This is a genomic window from Rhizobium sp. SEMIA4064 (assembly GCF_003025035.1).
In the GTDB taxonomy this organism is placed as follows: domain Bacteria; phylum Pseudomonadota; class Alphaproteobacteria; order Rhizobiales; family Rhizobiaceae; genus Rhizobium; species Rhizobium paranaense.
On record NZ_PYJN01000006.1, the window covers coordinates 27,024 to 46,503 of the forward strand.

Below are 19,480 nucleotides of genomic sequence, written 5' to 3' on the forward strand. Positions count from 1 at the left end.
CTATTGTTGCTGTGGCTGCTGACCGGGTTTTTGCAGCAGCGTCGTGACCGGCGAGATCACCGGGTCCGGCCAGGTGCCCCCGATGAAAAAGGGCAGCATTGGCAGCTCCGCCGCATTGGCCGGGTTGCTTGCCTGCATCGTGCCCGACAGCGCCAGTCCGTTACTGCGGAAGGGAATGACGCCGTTCAGCGTCACCGTTTCGTTGCGGCCTACGATCTTGGCACTGTGAACTTCGACCGATCCCTTGGCAAAGCTCGCATCGACATCGACGCTGTCGAAGTCGAAGGATGTATCGCCGATATCGCTCATCCGGAAAAAGCCCTTTTGGGAGGCAAGCGCACGGAAGGTGGAGATGTTGAACTGCCGGAAGGAACCGGTGGCCGAGGTGAAATGCATCTTGCCGGCGACATCGCTGAGATTGGCGGCCCAGATCGGCTTCGAAGTGCTGAGCGAAAGATCGAGAGATCCGGTCGTCAGCGGCAGAGGCCCTACAAGGTTGAGCCGGGTGAACAGCCCGCCGAAATCGGCATCGTGGATGGAGATCTGCAATTTGCCGCCGCCATCGAAGTCATTTTGCGTGACCTCCAGATGCGAGGTGAGTTCTCCACCCTCGAAGCCGCTATCGCCGATATCGAATTTTGCCTTGCCGCCCGCGACCAGCAGGCTGGCGCCGATATCATCGAACTGGAAGGGACCGAGCACGGCTTTGTTCGACGAGAGCCGCATATCCAAATCGAGGCGCTGCAGCGGATTGCCGTTGAGCAAGGCGTCGATGGCGGTATCGGCAGCGAGCCGCATGGAGAAGGCTGCCAGGAACGGATTGAGATTCATCTGGTCGAAGGCGAGCGTTCCGGAAATCTTCGGCTTGCCACCCGTGGGATAGCTTAGGTCCATGACGCCGGAGGCAGCGGAATCGTTGACCTTGAAGCTCAGATTGTTGAAGCGAAGGCCATTCGGGATTGCCGCGACGTCGGCATTGAGGGAGACGTTTCGCAGCGTATCGGCGCCCGGCAGATGTTCTCCGCTCCAGGTCAGGAAGGAGGGCACATTCGGCACACTCAGATCCAGATTTCCGGCGAGCGCGGAAAAATTGGAAATACTGGTGGCGCCGGTATAGGCCCAATTGATCAGCGAAGAGGAGAAGCTTGTCTTCGCATCGACGCTTTTGCCGGCAAAGAGCAGCAGGGGCTGGGCGGAATTGAAATCGATCTTGACGTCCTGACCGTTGAGCCGCGCCAGGATGACGGCAGTCATCGCCCCAGACAGCCGCGGCCAGGAGATGTCGGCATTGACGCTGGTCATCTTGTAGAGATTGCCACTGCGATCGTCCGTCATCTCGACGCTGCCGTCCTCGATGGTCAGCATGCCGATGACGGCATCCTGATCCTTGCTTATCGGCGTGCTCTGGTTGGAGGATGTCTCCACCCGTTCGATTGCTTTGGACAGCAGCCCCTCATTCGTCCAGTCGATCAGACCGGTCTCGTCGCGCCGGATATAGATCACCGGCCGCACGAAATGGAATTCATGAAAATGCGCGCGTCCGCGCAGTGCCGCAAACAGCGAGAAATCCGCCGAGAGGCTGTCGACGTGGCCGAGCACCTTGCCGTTTTTCGTCGGTTCGCGGATGGTGATCTGGTTGAGCGTCACGCGCGGCGTCGGCCAGAATTCCAGCGTCGGCGTGCCCTCGATCTGGGCGCGATATCCCGTCCAGTCCGACAGCGCGTTCTCGATGCCGGCGCGAACCAGGCCGCTGGAAATCAGGAAAGGAGCGGTTGCTCTGAAGACGGCGAAGACGATGATGATGGTGAGAAGGACAATACCCGTGGTGCGCGCAACGGCAGGTAGCCAGCGCGAGGCCGATCGCATCGTTATCAACCACTTCTTGTTCCTCGACGCTCTCATGATCCAACTCAGACTTTCATACGGATAGCGCTGATATGCCTGCGTTTGCCGGATATAGGAAATGATCGGCGGATGCAAACATTGTACAGCGGGAATGCCGACAACTCAGTGACTTTATAATGCGCTGCAGCATGGTATATAAGCCGAAAACCGGAGGAGATAATATGCGAGACAGTCAGCCGCTCTGGACGCCATCGGATGAATTTCGCCGGCAGAGCCCGATGTTCGTCTTCATGGAAGACTGCAACCGACGCTTCGGCCTTTCGCTCTCCGATTTCGCCAGCCTGCATGCCTGGTCGATTGCCGACCGTGAAACCTTCTGGACGGCAGTGTGGGATTTCTGTGGCATCAAGGGAAAACGCGGCGAAAGGGCGCTAATTAATGGCGACCTGATGCTGGAGGCGCGTTTCTTTCCCGATGCCGAGCTGAATTTCGCTGAGAACCTTTTGTCGAAAAGCGGCGAGGGCGATGCGTTGGTCTTCTGGGGCGAAGACAAGGTGCGCGACCGCTGGTCCTGGGATCGGCTCTCGGCCATGGTATCGCGCCTGCAGCAGGCCTATCGCGCCCTTGGCATCGGCAAGGGTGACCGCATCGCGGCGATGATGCCGAATATGCCGGAAACCATCGCCTGCATGCTGGCCGCCGCCTCGATCGGCGCCATCTGGTCCTCCTGCTCCCCGGATTTCGGCGAGCAGGGCGTCTTGGATCGTTTCGGCCAGATCGAGCCGAAACTCTTCATCGCCTGCAGCGGCTATTGGTACAGCGGCAAATTGCAGGATGTGACGGCAAAGGTCAGTGCCATCGCGCAGCGCCTCGGCGCGCCTGCCGTCATTGTTCCCTACGCCGGCGATGCCGATGCGGTCGCGGCTGTGACGCCGGATGCAAGAACGTTGGATGCGTTCATCGCGCCCTTCGAGGCGAAGTCCGTCGAATTCGTGCCGCTGCCATTTTCGCATCCGCTGTTCATTCTGTTTTCCTCGGGCACGACGGGCGTGCCGAAATGCATCGTCCATTCGACCGGCGGCGCATTATTGCAGCTCATCAAGGAGCACCGCCTGCATTGCGGCGTGGTCCCCGGCGAAAAGGTCTTCTACTTCACCACCTGCGGCTGGATGATGTGGAATTGGCTGGTGACCGGGCTTGCCGCTGGCGCTACGCTCTGCCTCTATGACGGTTCGCCCTTCGCGCCGGATGGCAATATCCTGTTCGACTATGCGCAGGCGGAGAAGTTCGCCGTGTTTGGCACCTCGGCCAAATATATCGATGCAGTGCGCAAGAGCGGCTTGACGCCGAAGACGTCGCACGACCTTTCCAGCCTGCGGCTGATGACGTCCACCGGCTCGCCGTTGTCGCCGGAAGGCTTCTCCTTCGTCTATGAGGGCATCAAGGACGACATCCAGCTTGCCTCCATCTCGGGTGGCACCGATATCGTTTCCTGCTTCGTGCTCGGCAATCCCTTGCAGCCGGTTTGGCGCGGCGAAATCCAGGGGCCTGGCCTCGGCCTTGCCGTCGATGTCTGGAACGAAGAGGGTAAGCCGGTGCGCGGCGAAAAGGGCGAGCTTGTCTGCGCCAAAACCTTTCCGTCGATGCCGGTGATGTTCTGGAACGATCCTGATCGTGTCAAATATCACGCCGCCTATTTCGAGCGTTTCGACAACGTCTGGTGCCATGGCGATTTTGCCGAATGGACGGAGCATGGTGGCTTGGTCATCCATGGCCGTTCGGACGCAACGCTCAATCCCGGTGGCGTGCGTATCGGCACGGCCGAGATCTACAATCAGGTCGAGCAGATGCCCGAAGTCCTCGAAGCGCTCTGCATCGGCCAGGATTGGGATGACGACGTGCGTGTCGTGCTTTTCGTCCGCCTGGCCGCGGGCGCGGTGTTGACCGAAGATCTGGCCAAGGCGATCAAGGCCCGCATTCGCACCGGCGCCTCGCCGCGGCATGTACCGGCCAAGATCATCGCCGTCACCGATATTCCGCGCACGAAATCGGGCAAGATTGTCGAGCTTGCTGTCCGCGACGTCGTGCATGGCCGGCCGGTGAAGAACAAGGAAGCGCTCGCCAATCCCGAGGCGTTGGACCTCTTTTCCGGGCTGGAGGAGCTCAAAAACTGATAGTCCCTTAAAACTCATGGGCAAACGCTGACCTATCGGCGGTAACCCGGCGTTAAGAGAGATTGGTCAAAGGTAAAGTCCAACTTGGGGCTGTTCGTATGAGTTAGGACGGCTTGGAGCCGTGAGGCTCCCGAGACATGACGTTGATTGACTCGAGCTTTCGTTAGGCAGCATAGACCTCAAAGGCAGCGCCATCCGCTGCCTTTTTTTCGTTGTGCGCCGCACAAATACGCGCCTGCTCTGTACAATGGCTTGCCGACCAAGTATGTGCACGCCTGAAGAAGAGGCCTGCAACGTGCGGGCCACGACGATCCGCGCCGGCTGGCGCGCGAAGAATTCCGAAAGACAAGATATGACCGAATTCGAAGGCATCGCTCCTGCGATCGCCCAGGCTTTGGCAAAGCGCGGTTACGAAGCGCTGACGCCGGTACAGAAGGCCATGCTCGATCCCGGCCTTGCCGGCAAGGATGCATTGGTTTCGGCCCAGACAGGCTCTGGCAAGACAGTTGCCTTTGGCCTGGCGCTGGCGCCCAGCCTGCTGGAAGGTGCCGAGCGCTTCGGCCCGGCCGGCACGCCGCTGGCATTGGCGATCGCGCCGACCCGCGAACTGGCGCTGCAGGTGCAGCGTGAGCTGGAATGGCTGTATGAACTGACGGGCGCGACCATTGCCTCCTGCGTCGGCGGCATGGACATGCGCACCGAAAAGCGGGCGCTTGAGCGCGGCGCGCATATCGTCGTCGGTACGCCAGGCCGCCTTTGCGACCATATTCGCCGCAATTCGCTTGATATCTCCGGGCTCAAGGCCGTGGTGCTGGACGAGGCCGACGAGATGCTCGATCTCGGCTTCCGCGAGGATCTCGAATTCATTCTGGAAACTGCGCCCGCCGACCGGCGGACGCTGATGTTTTCGGCAACCGTGCCTCGTTCGATCGCAAAGCTCGCCGAAAACTACCAGCGCGACGCCGTGCGTATCGCCACCGCTTCGGAAACCAAGCAGCATGTCGATATCGACTATCGCGCCCTGACGGTCGTCCCGAGCGACAGGGAAAACGCCATCATCAATGTTCTCCGCTATTACGAAGCGCAGAACGCTATCGTCTTCTGCTCGACGCGTGCCGCGGTCAACCATCTGACGGCGCGCTTCAACAACCGAGGCTTCTCCGTCGTTGCGCTTTCTGGTGAGCTTAGCCAGAGCGAACGCACACACGCGTTGCAGGCCATGCGCGACGGTCGCGCCCGCGTCTGCATCGCGACCGACGTCGCCGCCCGCGGCATCGACCTGCCGGGCCTGGAACTGGTGGTTCACGCCGACCTGCCGACCAATCCGGAAACCCTGCTGCACCGCAGCGGCCGCACCGGCCGCGCCGGCCGCAAGGGCGTCAGCGCCTTGATCGTGCCGCTCAGCGCCCGTCGCCGTACCGAACGCCTGCTGGAAGCTGCCCGCATCCGCGCCACCTGGGCAAAGCCGCCGTCAGCCGACGAGGTGAGCCTGCGTGACGATGAGCGTCTTCTCGCCGATCCGGTCTTTGCCGCGCCGCTTGCTGAAGATGAGCAATCGATCGTGCAACAATTGCTGGAGCGCCATGGCGCCGAGCAGGTTGCCGCTGCGTTCCTGCGGCAATATCGGGCCGGCCACTCCGCGCCTGAAGAACTGCAGGACGTGCCCGCCGAAGGCGAGCGCAGAAAGCCACGCCGCGACGATTTCCCCGTCACTCACCACGACGGGCCGTCCGCCGGACGCAACGACTTCACCGACGGCGTCTGGGTGTCGCTCTCGGTCGGCCGCAAGCAGAATGCCGAGCCGCGCTGGCTGATCCCGATGCTCTGCCGCAATGGCAACCTGACCAAGCGCGACATCGGCGCAATCAAGATGCAGCCCGAGGAAACCTTCGTCGAATTTTCACAAGAAGGCGCCGAACGCTTCCTGTCGGCCATCGGCCCGGACAAGACCTTGGAAAGAGGCATCCGCGTCAAGCCGCTCGCTGGCATACCGGATTTTTCGCAGGCGAAGCGGGAAGGAACCTACGGCAAGACGAAGCCCTTCGCCGACAGGGATGCCCGCCCACAGGACGGCGGCAAGCCGAAATGGAAGTCCGACCGCAAGCCGGAACGGGCGCATGCAGGCGAGGGCAGAGTTTCCGAGCGTTCGGACAAGAAGCCTTGGGCAAAGAAGCCCGGCAAGCCGAATTTCGCCAAGAACGACGGCCCTCCCAAGGGTGGCAAGCCGAACTCAAGGGCCGCGCGCAAGGCTGCGAAGTCTCGCGGGGAGTAATCCCGGCTGCCGCGCTCCATAGGGGCGCGGCGTACTCTATCGCAGATATTTTGCCGCGACAGCCATGTCACGGTCACCATAGGAGTCGGCTGCGGAAGTTGAGAAAATGTCTGCTGAGCGCGGTAGGCGGTTATTCGGCTTGACATTTGGATCACGTCCGGCAGAAGATTGTCCATGGGGTTGCGATCACCCCATGAGGCCACGGCTGAAGAATCGCGTCCTGGAACCCGAGCCAACGGAGGACGCGTTATGCCGTCATTTCTGGAAATTACACCCGACAAGCTGAATCGTATTATCGGCACGCCCAACTCGCCGACGATCATCGACGTCCGCAACGACGAGGATTTCGCTGCTGATCCCCGTCTTATTCCCGGCTCGATCCGTCGCGATTATCGAACGGTAACCGACTGGACGAACGAACTGGCTGGGCCAGCCATCGTCCTCTGTCAGAAGGGACAGAAACTCGGTCACGGAGTCGCTGCCTATCTTCGTGTCTTCGGAAAGGAGGCGGAGGTTCTCGAAGGCGGTTTCGAGGCGTGACGGAGCGCGAAGGGTGTACTGGTCCCCGAGGAGAAGTTGCCGCCCCGAGATGCCAAGGGACGAACCGTCTGGGTCACAAGAGCACGGCCGAAGATCGATCGCATCGCTTGCCCATGGTTGATCCGGCGCTTTATCGATCCGTCAGCGATCTTTCTGTTCGCCCCGGCAGTTGAAGTTTTAGCGGTCGCTGATCGCTTCAAGGCGATGCCCTTCGACATCGAGGATGTCTTTTGGAGACATCGCGGCGAGCTGTGCACCTTCGATGTCATGATCGAAGAGTTCGGCCTCGGCACCGAGCCCCTCCTTCATCTTGCAACCATCGTTCGAGGCGCCGATACCGCCCGACCCGACCTGGCACCTGAAGTATCCGGACTGCTCGCAGCCTCGCTCGGGCTTTCGCGGATGTTCAACGACGACTTGGAGCAATTGGAAGCCGGCATGACGTTATATGATGCCTTCTATCGTTGGTGTCGTGATGCGACAGAAGAGACGCACAATTGGCCCAACCCGAGGAAGGCATGAGAGCCTATGACCGACCTCGTAAAGAACGCGGCAGCGCGATCAAACTCGGCTGACTGGGATGTTGTCCCGCTCGGCGAGGCTATCAAGGTCTGGACCCGTGTTGCCGCCCTGAGCTTCGGCGGGCCTGCTGGACAAATCGCCGTTATGCACCGCATCGTCGTTGACGAGAAGAAGTGGGTAGGAGAGCATAGATTCCTTCATGCTCTGAACTACTGCATGTTGCTGCCGGGGCCAGAAGCACATCAGCTTGCCATCTATATCGGCTGGCTGCTGAACAGGACCCTGGGCGGTATGATCGCGGGCAGTTTGTTCGTCCTGCCAGGCTTCCTTGCGATCCTCGCACTCAGCTACATCTACGTCTTGTTCGGGAACTTGACCTTCATTGAAGGCATGTTCTTCGGGCTCAAATGCGCCGTGCTGGCGGTCGTAATCCAGGCCGTCTTCCGCATCGGTAGCCGAGCCCTCAAAAACAGGACTATGATTGCATTGGCCACTGCCGCCTTCGTTGCGATCTTCTTCCTGCACGTTCCGTTTCCGCTAATCATCGTTGGGGCGGGACTTATCGGTTACCTTGCCTCTCGCGGAGGGGTAGCGGCCTTCAAGGCGGGCGGCGGGCACAAGTCGGGCTCCGAGGCAATCCTGGAAGACAAGGACTCCGTTCTTGGCGAGGAGATTCCTCTGCACGCTCGACCAAACCTCGCCTGGTCTCTCAAGACCTCAGGTGCGCTGGCCGCCGCGTGGCTTATCCCGGTTGCTGCCATCCTGATCACGCTCGGCCCCGACAACGTCTTTTCCAAGATCGGGATATTCTTCAGCGAGATGGCAATCGTAACCTTTGGAGGTGCGTATGCCGTGCTGGCATATGTCGCACAGGAGGCGGTACAGCAGTTGGGCTGGCTGCGGCCGGGTGAGATGCTGGACGGTCTGGGGATGGCGGAAACGACTCCTGGACCGTTGATCATGGTGACGCAGTTCGTTGGGTTCCTGGCAGGCTATCGTAATCCCGGGACTCTCAGCCCTCTTACAGCAGCAACTTTCGCCGCCGTGCTCACAACATGGGTCACGTTCCTACCGAGCTTCCTTTGGATTTTCGCAGGCGCGCCATTCATCGAGAAGATGCGCGGCAATGTCGTTCTGACCGGTGTCATGTCAGCGATAACGGCAGCGGTCGTAGGCGTCATCTTGAACCTCGCGATTTGGTTCGGGCTCCATGTGCTGTTCCGCGAGACCACAAGTTTCACCTATGGCTCTTGGACGATGGATGCACCCGTCCTAACCTCACTTTCATTGCCCTCGCTGGTACTGACTCTCTTGGCCGCGACAGCCATCTTCCGTCTGAGGATGTCGGTGATAACAACCCTATTGGCATCTGCCGCTTTGGGCGTTGGCTGGACCGTCTTTGTTTCGTGACGGGCACCGTCGCCCGGGTGACCAAGCCCTCGGAGAGTAGGCCCAGCCCATAACATGCGGAAACTACGCCATTTGCAAAATAAGCGCGCCGGCGGCCATTAGTACAACGACGATCCATGGCGGCGCCTTCCACACCACCAGTAGAAGAAAGCCGGAAAGGGCAAGGGCAAAATCGGCTGATGAGAGGACCGCACTGGTCCACACGGGATTATAGAGGGCGGCGCCCAGCACGCCGACCACGGCTGCGTTTGCGCCGCGCATGGCCGCCTGAGCCAGCGGATAGGTGCTGAGCCTGTCCCAGAAAGGCAAGGTGCCGACGAGCAGCAGAAAGCCGGGCAGAAAAATAGCGAGCAGACAGATGACTGCGCCTGCAAGGCCCTGGGGAGAGGGCACCATCGCCGCCCCGAGATAGGCCGAAAAGGTGAAGAGCGGGCCGGGTACGGCCTGCGCAACGCCATAGCCGGCAAGGAAGGCGTTTTCCGATATCCAGCCCGGCCTCACCACCTCTGCCTGAAGCAGCGGCAGCACGACATGCCCGCCGCCGAACACGAGTGCGCCGGAACGATAGAAGGCATCGAAGAGACGCAGCCCCTGCCAATCCAGAGCCGAAACAACGAGCGGCAGCCCGAATAACAAAAGCACGAACGCCAGCAGACAAAAGAGGCCTGCAGATCTGGATATTCCGAACGAAAGACTTGGCTTGTGCCCGACCACAGCTCCGCGACAAAGTGCAAGTCCTGAAACGGCACCCAGCACAATGGCTCCGAGCTGGCCGAGCGTCCCGCCAAACGTCACCATGAAAATCGCCGCGAGCGCGATGCCGGCGCGCGGCCGGTCTGGCGTCAGCGATTTTGCCATGCCCGAGACCGCTTGGGCGACAACAGCCACGGCAACGAGCTTCAACCCATGCAGCAAACCCTGCCCGAGGGGATTGTCGAGGGCAGTGGCCGCGGTGGCGAAGATAAAGAGGATCAGTGCCGATGGAAGCGTAAAAGCGCTCCATGCCGCAAGCGCGCCCAGCGGGCCAGCCCGCAACAAGCCCATGGCAAAGCCGACCTGGCTCGAGGCAGGTCCCGGAAGGAACTGACAGAGGGCAATGAGATCGGCATAACCCTTTTCGTCGATCCACTTCCGCCGCGCCACGAGTTCGTCGCGGAAATATCCGAGATGCGCGATCGGCCCGCCGAACGAGGTGAGGCCGAGCTTAAGGAATGCGCCGAAGACCTCCCAAGGCGTGCCCGCCGGTGGAACTACCGCTCCGTCTTCGGCTGCCTCGTTTGCGTCCACGACTACGTCTCCCAATTTCGCTCGGTCCATATCCCCGTCGTCAATGACGGCGCGATGACAGTAGACGACTGGGATATTTTCTTGCAACGAGCCGCTTGCCGTTGATCGGTCCGCGGACGCAGCAGAAATGTCTGCTTCGGAACAAGAGGATACGTCAGACCTTTTCCACTGAAGGGCCGCGCGAGGTCAGCCAGACCCCCACCAGCGTCACCGCCAATCCTACGAACATCGCCGTTGTCAGCGGTTCGGAAAATAAGGCCCAGGCCCACAGCATGGTGACGGGTGGACTGAGATAGATGGCCGCGCTGACCTGCGCCACCGGGAAGAGGCGCAGGCTCGTATAGTAGACCGAGTAGGCGGCAAAGGTTGCAATCAGCACCAGCCAAATCATGCCGATCGCGAAACCGCGGGTCATCGGTGGCGCAAGATCGCCCTGCATCATGGCGCAGACGCCGAACAGCACCGAGCCCGTAAGAGTATGGATGCAGAGGCTTTGGTGAACGGGCATAAGCCTGGTCCGCCGCCTTTTGTGCAGAACCGATGCGAAGGCAAAGACGAGCATCGAGCCGACCGTCAATCCATAGGCCCAAAACGGGGCCGCGCCGAAGTTGAGGCTGTCTAGCGACACGATCAACACGCCGGCCACAGCAATCGCCGTTCCCAGCCATTGGCGCCCGCTCAGCCGTTCCCCCAAGACGGGTTGTGACAAGGCCGCAATCGCCAGCGGCAGGAGATCGGAGATCAGCGCCACTAGCCCCGTCGGTACCCGCTGTTCGATCGCCAGCGCAAAGCCGCCGAGATAGAGGAAGACAGACATCACGCCGAACAACATCTGATCCGCTATCGCGCGCAGCCGCATCCGTGGCCCGATCGCCAATGCAAAAGGCAGCAGGACCAATCCCGACAGCAGCGTCCGCCAGAACAGGACCAGTATGACGCTGGCCTCCTGGCTGGCATAACGAATACCGACGAAGCCGGAACTCCAGCTAAAGATCAGCAGCGTCGCCATCAACGGCCAAAGGAAGCGGCTGTTATTTAATATGGGCCGGGAGAGGGGCTGGTCAGTCATAAGGCTCTCGGTTGAATGTCACCTGCCTTTCAGCCATAGGCCAGGGCCAATTCGATTACACATGACAAATATCGATCATCGCATGACATATCAGTCTTAGAACTAATGAATATTTGCCAGATGCTGTCGGAATATGCATTCTCTCTGCGAGACTATCATGCGGGCCGAGTTTGCCATGACCGAGTTCACCAGCCGACGTTTGGAAATCGACGCGTTGCGCGCGCTATGGGCGATCCGCCATCACGGCGGCATTACCCGCGCGGCCGAAGCCCTGGGCCTGTCGCAATCCGCCGTCAGTCATAAAATCAAGCGGCTTGAGACGAGCCTCGATTGCGATCTGCTGAGCCGCAAGCCTGGAGCGTCGATGTTCACCGCGGCCGGGGAGGATCTGCTTGACTATGCCGGGCGCATCCTCGGCCTGCATGACGAGGCGCTGTTGAGCCTGTCGAAGACATCGCTTGCCGGGCGCGTCGCCCTTGGCCTGACCGAGGATACGACCTGCACAGACCTTGCCCGGATATTGGGGCGATTTCGCCGGCTGCATCCGAATGTCTCTGTTCGCACCAAGGTCCGCATGAGCTTGATTCTCAGGGGCATGCTCGAGCGGGGAGAGCTTGACGCCGCCATCGTGCAGGTTTTCGCCCATGAGGTCCGCCCGACCGATGTCGTTCTCTTCCGGGAGGCGCTTCATTGGGTCAAGCATCCGGACCTTTCCTTGCCGCCAGGCGAGCCAGTTCCTTTTCTGTCCTTCGACGATGAATGCTTCTATCGCCGCTGGGCGCTCGATATCGGACAGGACGGCGGGGTGGTTCTCGAAACCGTATTCGAATGCGCGAGCGCGGCGGGGATCGTCGCGGCTGTTACTTCGGGCTTGGGCGTGGCGCTTCTGAACGGCCGTCACCTGCAGCCCGAAATGGAGATCATCACTCATGGCCTGCCGGCACCGCCTGCCTTGGCCTATGTGGTGCGCCGCGGCCGCAAGGTGAGAAATCCGGCGCTCGATACGCTTGTGGCGGAGATCGAAAGCGAAATCAGCCGTTACGGCGGGCTGGCTCTGGCGAGCTGACAGGGGATTTGCAGGGATCTCGCGACTGGGGCAGAATGCCGCCTTCGAACGGGCACCGGAATGGAGCGGCATGCTCATGCTGATCGGCTCATGTCACTGCGGCAAGGCAGGCTGGACGCTCGAAGGCGATCCAGGCTCGATCACGGCCTGCAATTGCACGCTCTGCCGGCGCTACGGCGCGTTGTGGGCCTATGACTACGAAGGGGGGCGGATTTCCGTCACCGGGCAGACCGCTTCCTATACGCGCGCCGGCAGGGAGAAGTCTTCTCTCGAAATATTGTTCTGCCCGTCCTGCGCCTGTGTATTGAGCTGGCGCGGCCTGAGGCTTCAAAAGGATGGCCGCCGACGCATTGCCGTCAATCTCCGGCTTGCTCCACCGGATCTCGTCTCCGACCTGCCTATCGATCACTTCGATGGGCTCGACACGTTTGAAGACCTTCCTTCGAAAGGACGGTGCGTGCGCGATCTCTGGTTCTGATGACGAGCTGGCGATCTCTCTCAGTTCGCCAGCACCCTCGGCGAGGGGAAGGTAATCTCGACCAGCGTGCCTTCATTCGGCGCGGAATTGATCGAGAAGGTTGCCCTGTTGGCATCGACCATGGCCTTGGTCAGCGGCAGACCGAGGCCGGTGCCGTCGCCGCGTTTGCGGGCATTGGTCGAGACCTGTCGGAAGGGTTTCATCGCCTGCTCCAGCTCGCTGCGGGTCATGCCGACGCCGGTATCGCGGATGCGCATGACGACGCTGCCATTGCCTTCGTAAGAGGTGGACACGACGATCTGGCCGCCTGATGGCGTGAAGCGGATGGCATTCGACAGGATGTTGAGCGCGATCTGCTTGATCGAGCGCAGGTCGGCCACGACATTCGGCACGGCTTGCGACAGCGCCGTGCGGATGATGACACGCTGGCTGTTGGCCTGCGGCTGCACCAGCGATACGGCTTCGGCAATTGCCTCGTTGAGGCCGACGGACGAAAATTCCAGGTCCATCTCACCGGCTTCGATCTTGGAGATGTCCAAGAGATCGTTGACGATGTCGAGCACATGCCGGCCCGAGCGGCCAATATCCGCAGCATATTCGATATAGCGGGAGTGACCGATCGGCCCGAAGCGCTCGCCGGCCATCATGTCGGAAAAGCCGATGATGGCGTTGAGCGGCGTACGGATCTCATGGCTGACGCGGGCAAGGAAATCGGTCTTGTGGGCATTGGCCGTCTCCGCCGCGCGCTTGGCATTGCGCAACTCTTCCTCGGTGCGCTTCCACTGCGTGATGTCGCGAATGACGGCGCAATAGCCGTTCGAGGAGTTTAGGCGCCCCATGGTCATGAACAAGGGCACGAAGCCACCCGATGCCTCGCGGCCGATCACTTCACGGCCGTCGTTCAGCACGCTTGCGACACCATGGCCGGAGAGACCGCCGAGATAGTCCAGCACGGCCTTCTGGCTCTCATGTGCAAAAAGCATGACGAAAGGTTTGCCACGGGTTTCCTGGTCGTCATAGTTGAAGAGCGCGCTTGCCGAGCGGTTCATCGACCGGATTTCGCCCTCCTGCCCGATGATGATGACCCCATCCGTTGCCGTTTCCAGCGTCGAACGCAGCTCTTCGATTTCGACCTGCAGCTTGGCGAGCTTTTCGACCATGCGTTCCGGCCGCGCTTCTTCCGGCACGGGCTCCGGCGCAGGGGCCTCGCTCTTTTCGAGCGGCATCAGCGCCAGCATCAAAGCGGTGCCGTCTTCCCAACGGATCGATTGCAGCCGCGCGGTAACAGGCACGAGCGTATCGTCGGCGCGCACCACCATCATCGTCCCCGGCTGCTCGGTCTTGCCTTCGAGGTCATGGCGCTGCAGCAGCGCATCCAGCCCGCCGACATGGTCCAGGTCCGTGAGGCTTTCATAGCCCGTCAGCCGCAGGAATTCCGGGGTGCCGTGGATCAGCCGGTCGCCGGCATGCACGAGGATGGCGAGGGGCAGTTGATCGACGATCTCGGCCGACAGGCCGTCACGCATTTTCACGCGCGGCGGAATGGCGGTGCTCAAGACTTCAAGCGGGTCGATGTTTTCTTCAGGCTTTTCTGCCTCGGCCACAGGCGCCGGCATGTCCTGTTCGGATTGTGCAGTGTCGCCGCTTTCCGACTGATCTTTGGCAGCAATATCGTCGGCCGGCGCCTCGACAGCATCGGACAGAACCTCATCCGCAGCATTCGGCAGCGGGGAGATGCTCACCACCTCTTCGGACTGTTCTGTCGTTTCAGGCTCGCCGCTCGGCGGCTCGGCGCGTTTGCCGAAGGGGTCGAGCTGCCGGGCGATCTCGCGGAGGGCTGCCTGTTCGCTCAATGACAAGCCGCCTGGAGTCTGCATGCGGCGCTCGTGCAACCGGATGACCTTGTCGGATTCCCGGCGGTTCGGCGTCTCGGCAATCTTCAGGGCAGGCGGCTCGTCATCCCTGGCAACGGGTTCGTTCGTTGCCTCGGGTCCTGCTTCGCGAGCCGTCTCCTCTTCTGCGGCGACATTTTCCTCCGTCGCGTCATGCAATGCTTCTTCGGTAATTGCCGGCGCAGCCGTCTCGACGGTTGGCTTGTCAACAGTGCCCGGTGCCGCCTGTTCGTCCTCTCCATCCAGCCGCAAGCCAAGCTTCATCGGATCTTCTATGGCATCGGACAGGCGGACGACGCCGAAGCCTCTGAAACCGTCGAATTCGCGGCTGCGCGTATAGGTCGGCAACGCAGCCAGATCGACCGGCACTACCAGGTTGGTATTTTCCACCGGCCAGTAGATCGTCCGACCGGACCATGTGTCGCGCCGGGCCAGAAGCTCGGCGATCTTGCCGTCCGGATCGAGATTGAAATGCTTGGCGATGTCAGCGAAGGCGACGCCGGTTACTTTCGTGGCATGTGGGCCGACGGCTTCAGCGAACTCGCGCGAGACTTCGCTGAAGCGGCCTTCGGCGTCGATCCTCCAGACGAAGCGCGTGGCGCGGCCGCTGCGCTTGAAGGTGAAACCCTCCAACTGGTCGGTTTCGGGAACGCCTGCCTCGGCTGCGACGGGCTCAGCGCCGGCTTCAGCATCCTCCGCCCGCTTTTCTCCGGTGCTCGGTCGGAGATCGTCATCGGCCTCTGGTACAAGCTCGTCGGCATGGGCGGCCGCCTCGATCTGTTCGGGCGTCACGCCATCCATCATCACCAGCGCGTCGATATTCTGACCGACGGCATCGGTGTGTGCATGTACCTCTTCATGGTCGGCGCCAGATGTTTCCGGCGCATGCTCGATGTCCTCGATATCGGCCACCGCGTCGATGACCTCAGGGGAGAGAACTTCTGGGGCAGGCGCTGCGTCGGCAACGGGCATCTCCTCAGCCGCTGCTGTCTCCAGCTCATTCCGCGCCTCTTCCGCTTCCGGTTCGATCGCGGCGCCCGTTGCGGAGCCGGCAGATGCTTCGGCCCCGAGGCTTGCCGTCGGGTCGAGACCACCGGCTGCGGTATCGACGACGAAGAGCAGATGCAGGGCAGGGATTTCCGACAGCTTGCCGACGGCGGCGGGCAGATAGCCATGGCCGGTCGGGATCGGCCGCTTGATAAGCCGCTCCGCCTGTGCCCCCGCCATGGTCGTCAACATCCTTGCGGTTTGCGGCGTCACGCCCAGTGCATCAAAGCGGGCGGAAGCGGCGATGACTTCGCCGTCGCGGCCGATCACGGCCATATGCGTATCGGGATCGTCGAAGCCGTCGATCATCCGTTTTGCACTCTCGGCCGCGGCGAGCGGTTTGGAGGAGACCGGGGAAGAAAACAGGACCGCCTCTTCACCGGCCTGGACCTGGATGATTTCGACCGCGGCATTGACGACCGAGCGCTGGAAGCCGGAGGCCATGCGGATCAGGAAAGTGCGCTGGTCGCCGACCGCACCAAGTCCGCGCGCCGTCGCCTCGATCTGGCGGAAGGAGACATCGCCGGTCTTCGGTCCCTGGTCGAGGAAATCGTAGATGATATCGTAGCCGAAGAGGTTGGCGCCGGCGCCGTTGGCCCAGAGCACGCGATCCAAGCCGGTCGAAAACAGCACCATGGCTTCGCCGCGCGCAAAACGCTCCCGAACGCGGGGGTGCACGGCAATGTCAATGAACGGATACTGAATTGCGGGCATGTTCCGACCTGTTTTGCGGGCGTGATCGCCTCTCTTACTTTAACGCTTTATTAATAACGGCGCCCCGGTTTCAGGTCCAGCGACGGGCCAGGTTTTTGACTGGAAGGGTTAACGCGTTGTGCATCGCAAAAAAGATGTTGCACTGCACAATAGTTTATATTATATAGGGCTCAATCAATTCACCAAGGGCGCCTCTGAGGAGGGCCCGTATAGGAGCGCTATCATGGCTACTGTAAAGAAAGACGACGTTTTTTCAACGGCTGCATTCGACCCGTCCAAGCTCTCTGAATCCTTCCGCGACTTCGCCGAAAAGGGCGCTACACAGTCCAAGGAAGCCTTCGCCAAGATGAAGACGGCTGCCGAAGACGCTGGCAAGACCCTCGAGGCCACTGTCCAGACCGCCCAGGCTGGCTCCGTGGAAATCGGGCTCAAGACCATCGACGTGCTGCGCGCCAATGCTGAAAGCTCGCTGGCGCACATGGAAGCTCTGCTTCGCGTCAAGTCCGTCGCCGAACTCTTCGAACTGCAGACCTCCTTCATCCGCAAGCAGGCTGAAGTTACCGTCGAGCAGGCCAAGTCGATCCAGGAAACCACCAAGAAGGTTGCCGAAAAGCTGGCAAAGCCGGCCAAGGACGCTGCTGAAAAGGCCATGTCCTCCTTCAAGGTTGCCTAATTCTTAAAAAACCTCCCAAGATCGGAACGTCCCGTTTTCAGGTGAACACTGGAAACGGGACGTTTTTGATTCAGCCTCACAACGCTTTTCGCAGGCTCGTCCGACTGCGATATGTGCTTTGGAAGGCGGTCATGCCCAGCTTTTTCATATTGCAGGGAGATAGGACTTGAAATAATTTCAAAGTCCTCGTATGTCACCCCCGTTCGCGGCGACGCGAGCATGTGCGGTTGTAGCTCAGTTGGTTAGAGCGCAGGTTTGTGGCACCTGAGGTCGGAGGTTCGAGACCCCCCAACCGTACCATTTCTCCCCATAGATCAAACGATAGCAGGCAGCCGGATATCAGCGGCGGGCTATTTCTTGTCCTCAGGCTTCTTTGCGACATGTCCCGGTGAGATTGGATCGCTCGCAGGAAAGGTCTCCTCAAGCGCCTCTTCGAGATAATCGTCCTGCTCCTTGCGTTCTTTCTCGGTCAGCTTCGGTTTCTTTTTCTCGCTCATGATCTTTGCTCCCTGAGACGTTCTTAGGATTCTAGGCCACGACCGGCCCTTGTCCAGCGCCGTGTCACCTCGATGCGGTCGCGCATCTCTGGTGCTCGCCCAAAGACACTCCTAGAACGTGATCCGCGAGACGATCTTGGCGCGGCCGCGGGGCGGTATTGCGGGCGTTTCGGGCGGCACCCTGAATGTCCTTCTGGCGGCGGGCTGGGCAGCGCCAGGGATGGCTTTTTTGACCGCCGCGATATCCTCGGGGCTGACCTTGGAGGCGGCACACGCCCCCTTCTTGTTCCAGAGGTTATCGGCGATGCTGCTGCCGACCGCTGCAGTGATGGCCGTCCCGGCCACATCGTTTCGCTGAACCTTGTTCGCCTTCACCAATCCCTGGATGGCTTCGCCGAGGATATCCGCGGAGTCCTTGAACGACACGTTGCGCACCTGGTCGAACCTTTTCCGGGGGGAGCTGCGAATAGTCGATGCTCGTGCATGCGCTGAGACCGCCGGCGAGCGCCGCGAAGAATACCCCGCCTTTCAACATCAAGCGCCCCTCGGACCCTGCCTGGATGAAAACGAAAGTCTATTATTCTACTTATGCACGAACTGGTTCCGTGCGCAAATGAAACGGGAATTCATGCCGGGGCAGGGGAGCCAGGCCATGGCGTTCTCGGTGGGCGGCTGGAATTCCTGTGGAACCCTGCCTGTTCGCCGTCGTTCTGTTCATATCAACAATAAGACAGAAGGACCTGGCCATGTCCGTGCCACGCGAGCCGATTCCCGAAAAGCCACCGATGCCCGGTCCCGGCTGGGCACCCGTGCCGCCGATAGAGGAGCCGGATCCCGACAGGCTGCCGGATGAAATTCCCGTTCCCAATCCCGATGAGAACGAAGAGCCGCCGAAGCATGCCTAACGCATGTTGCGCAAAAGTGTCCGGCGGTCTTGCGAAAACGACATGCAAAAACAAGCAGCCAAAGCGCGGGAGCGAATCTGAAAGATCGCGACGAGCTTTAGAGGCCTGACTGCTTCAGAAAAACATCCGCCTTTCCTCGCTCACCAACTCCTGCAGAAAATCCGCGACGGTGCGCACCCGCACCAGATCGCGGGCGCTTTCGTGATAGATGGTCCAATAGGCGCGTTTGATCGAGACATCGGGAAGAATGCGGATCAGCTCCGGATATTGCCTGGCGATGTAATCGTGCAAAATGCCGATGCCGGCGCCGGAGCGCACCGCTTCCGTCTGGCCGATGGAGGTGGAGATTTCGAACGATGCGTCCCAGCTCCGCATGATCTCGCCGGAGAAATTCAGGGATGCGGTAAAGATCAGGTCTTCGACATAGCCGATGCGCGGGTGCAATTTCAGTGCCTCCACGCTGTCCGGCAGGCCTGCCTGATCGAGATAGGCCTTCGAAGCGTAAAGGCCGAGCGTATAGTCTGTCAGCTTGGATGAGATCAGACGACCCTGTTCGGGGCGTTCCAGCGTGATGGCGATATCCGCCTCGCGCTGCGACAGCGAAAAGGAGCGGGGCACCGGCACCAGTTGGATGCGCAGTTCCGGATAGCGCGCAATCAGCCGGCCCAAACGGGGGGCGAGGAAGGAGACGCCGAAACCGTCCGGCGCGCCGATGCGCACCGTGCCGGTAATGGCGCTGTCGAGATGGCCGACACTTGCCTGGGCGCGCAGCATCTCGGTTTCCATGCGCTCGGCTGCATGCAGGAAGATTTCGCCCTCGGCGGTCAGATCGCAGCCATTGGTGCGGCGCACCAGCAGCCGCGTCTTCAGCCGCTCCTCCAGCGTCGTCACCCGCCGGGAGAGCGTCGCGTGGTTGACCCCAAGCCGTTTCGAGGCCGCCAGGATCTGTCCCGTGCGGGCAACAGCGAGGAACATGCGGACATCATCCCAATCCATATGCACATCCAGGGCTTTAATTTCTGCACAACGGTTGCTTATAACAGCTCATTGATTTGTGCAAATTGAAGTGCGATCCTGTCACCATTCCAG

Annotated in this window: 14 protein-coding genes, 1 tRNA gene and 1 pseudogene; 9 read left to right on the plus strand and 7 right to left on the minus strand. The window is 60.7% G+C overall.

Annotated features, from left to right (window positions below; all coding sequences use genetic code 11):
* Window positions 1–1,902: an AsmA family protein gene (locus tag C9E91_RS03940; protein ID WP_107107234.1), complete on the minus strand. Its 1,902-nt coding sequence runs from the start codon at window positions 1,900–1,902 to the stop codon at window positions 1–3.
* A 164-nt stretch (window positions 1,903–2,066) separates the two neighbouring features.
* On the opposite strand from C9E91_RS03940, the gene C9E91_RS03945 reads away from it, so the two are divergent.
* The 4 genes and pseudogenes from C9E91_RS03945 to chrA (C9E91_RS03960) all read left to right on the plus strand — a co-directional run bounded on the left by C9E91_RS03945 (window position 2,067) and on the right by chrA (C9E91_RS03960) (window position 8,763).
* Entirely contained in the window at window positions 2,067–4,019 is a 1,953-nt protein-coding gene (locus tag C9E91_RS03945) for an acetoacetate--CoA ligase (RefSeq protein WP_107107077.1), read from the plus strand.
* A gap of 352 nt (window positions 4,020–4,371) precedes the next feature.
* Window positions 4,372–6,291 carry a DEAD/DEAH box helicase gene (locus C9E91_RS03950; RefSeq protein ID WP_107107235.1) on the plus strand — a complete coding sequence of 640 codons (1,920 nt, stop codon included), beginning with the start codon at window positions 4,372–4,374 and terminating at the stop codon, window positions 6,289–6,291.
* Between the two features lie 249 nt (window positions 6,292–6,540).
* Window positions 6,541–7,353 (plus strand): annotated as a pseudogene (locus C9E91_RS03955) (chromate resistance protein ChrB domain-containing protein).
* 6 nt (window positions 7,354–7,359) lie between these two features.
* On the plus strand, window positions 7,360–8,763 hold the full coding sequence (gene chrA / locus C9E91_RS03960) for a chromate efflux transporter (RefSeq protein ID WP_107107078.1): 1,404 nt from the start codon (window positions 7,360–7,362) through the stop codon (window positions 8,761–8,763).
* 63 nt (window positions 8,764–8,826) lie between these two features.
* On the opposite strand, the gene chrA (C9E91_RS03965) is transcribed toward chrA (C9E91_RS03960), so the two are convergent.
* Window positions 8,827–10,080 carry a chromate efflux transporter gene (chrA, locus tag C9E91_RS03965; protein ID WP_107107236.1) on the minus strand — a complete coding sequence of 418 codons (1,254 nt, stop codon included), beginning with the start codon at window positions 10,078–10,080 and terminating at the stop codon, window positions 8,827–8,829.
* 124 nt (window positions 10,081–10,204) lie between these two features.
* The gene (locus C9E91_RS03970) at window positions 10,205–11,119 is read right to left on the minus strand and encodes a DMT family transporter (protein WP_107107079.1); all 915 of its coding nucleotides are present in this window, start codon (window positions 11,117–11,119) and stop codon (window positions 10,205–10,207) included.
* Window positions 11,120–11,294: 175 nt separating this feature from the next.
* Here C9E91_RS03970 and C9E91_RS03975 point away from each other — a divergent pair, with 175 nt between their 5' ends.
* On the plus strand, window positions 11,295–12,185 hold the full coding sequence (locus tag C9E91_RS03975; protein ID WP_107107237.1) for a LysR family transcriptional regulator: 891 nt from the start codon (window positions 11,295–11,297) through the stop codon (window positions 12,183–12,185).
* Window positions 12,186–12,261: 76 nt separating this feature from the next.
* The gene (locus tag C9E91_RS03980) at window positions 12,262–12,663 is read left to right on the plus strand and encodes a GFA family protein (protein WP_107107238.1); all 402 of its coding nucleotides are present in this window, start codon (window positions 12,262–12,264) and stop codon (window positions 12,661–12,663) included.
* A gap of 20 nt (window positions 12,664–12,683) precedes the next feature.
* Here C9E91_RS03980 and C9E91_RS03985 read toward each other — a convergent pair whose 3' ends face one another.
* Window positions 12,684–16,316, minus strand: coding sequence for an ATP-binding protein (locus C9E91_RS03985; protein ID WP_107107080.1), 3,633 nt, complete (start codon window positions 16,314–16,316; stop codon window positions 12,684–12,686).
* 223 nt (window positions 16,317–16,539) lie between these two features.
* On the opposite strand from C9E91_RS03985, the gene C9E91_RS03990 reads away from it, so the two are divergent.
* Together C9E91_RS03990 and C9E91_RS03995 are read left to right on the plus strand one after the other, a co-directional pair.
* Window positions 16,540–16,989, plus strand: a complete 450-nt coding sequence (locus tag C9E91_RS03990; RefSeq protein WP_107107081.1) for a phasin — start codon at window positions 16,540–16,542, stop codon at window positions 16,987–16,989.
* A 223-nt stretch (window positions 16,990–17,212) separates the two neighbouring features.
* A tRNA-His gene (locus C9E91_RS03995) sits at window positions 17,213–17,289 on the plus strand.
* Window positions 17,290–17,339: 50 nt separating this feature from the next.
* On the opposite strand, the gene C9E91_RS19710 is transcribed toward C9E91_RS03995, so the two are convergent.
* Both C9E91_RS19710 and C9E91_RS04000 read right to left on the minus strand, forming a co-directional pair.
* Window positions 17,340–17,486, minus strand: coding sequence for a hypothetical protein (locus C9E91_RS19710; RefSeq protein ID WP_181316005.1), 147 nt, complete (start codon window positions 17,484–17,486; stop codon window positions 17,340–17,342).
* Between the two features lie 111 nt (window positions 17,487–17,597).
* Entirely contained in the window at window positions 17,598–17,912 is a 315-nt protein-coding gene (locus C9E91_RS04000) for a hypothetical protein (protein WP_146143973.1), read from the minus strand.
* A gap of 320 nt (window positions 17,913–18,232) precedes the next feature.
* Between C9E91_RS04000 and C9E91_RS19715 the strand changes: the two genes are divergently transcribed.
* The gene (locus C9E91_RS19715) at window positions 18,233–18,391 is read left to right on the plus strand and encodes a hypothetical protein (protein WP_181316006.1); all 159 of its coding nucleotides are present in this window, start codon (window positions 18,233–18,235) and stop codon (window positions 18,389–18,391) included.
* Between the two features lie 114 nt (window positions 18,392–18,505).
* Here C9E91_RS19715 and C9E91_RS04010 read toward each other — a convergent pair whose 3' ends face one another.
* On the minus strand, window positions 18,506–19,387 hold the full coding sequence (locus tag C9E91_RS04010; RefSeq protein WP_107107084.1) for a LysR family transcriptional regulator: 882 nt from the start codon (window positions 19,385–19,387) through the stop codon (window positions 18,506–18,508).
* Window positions 19,388–19,480 lie beyond the last annotated feature (93 nt).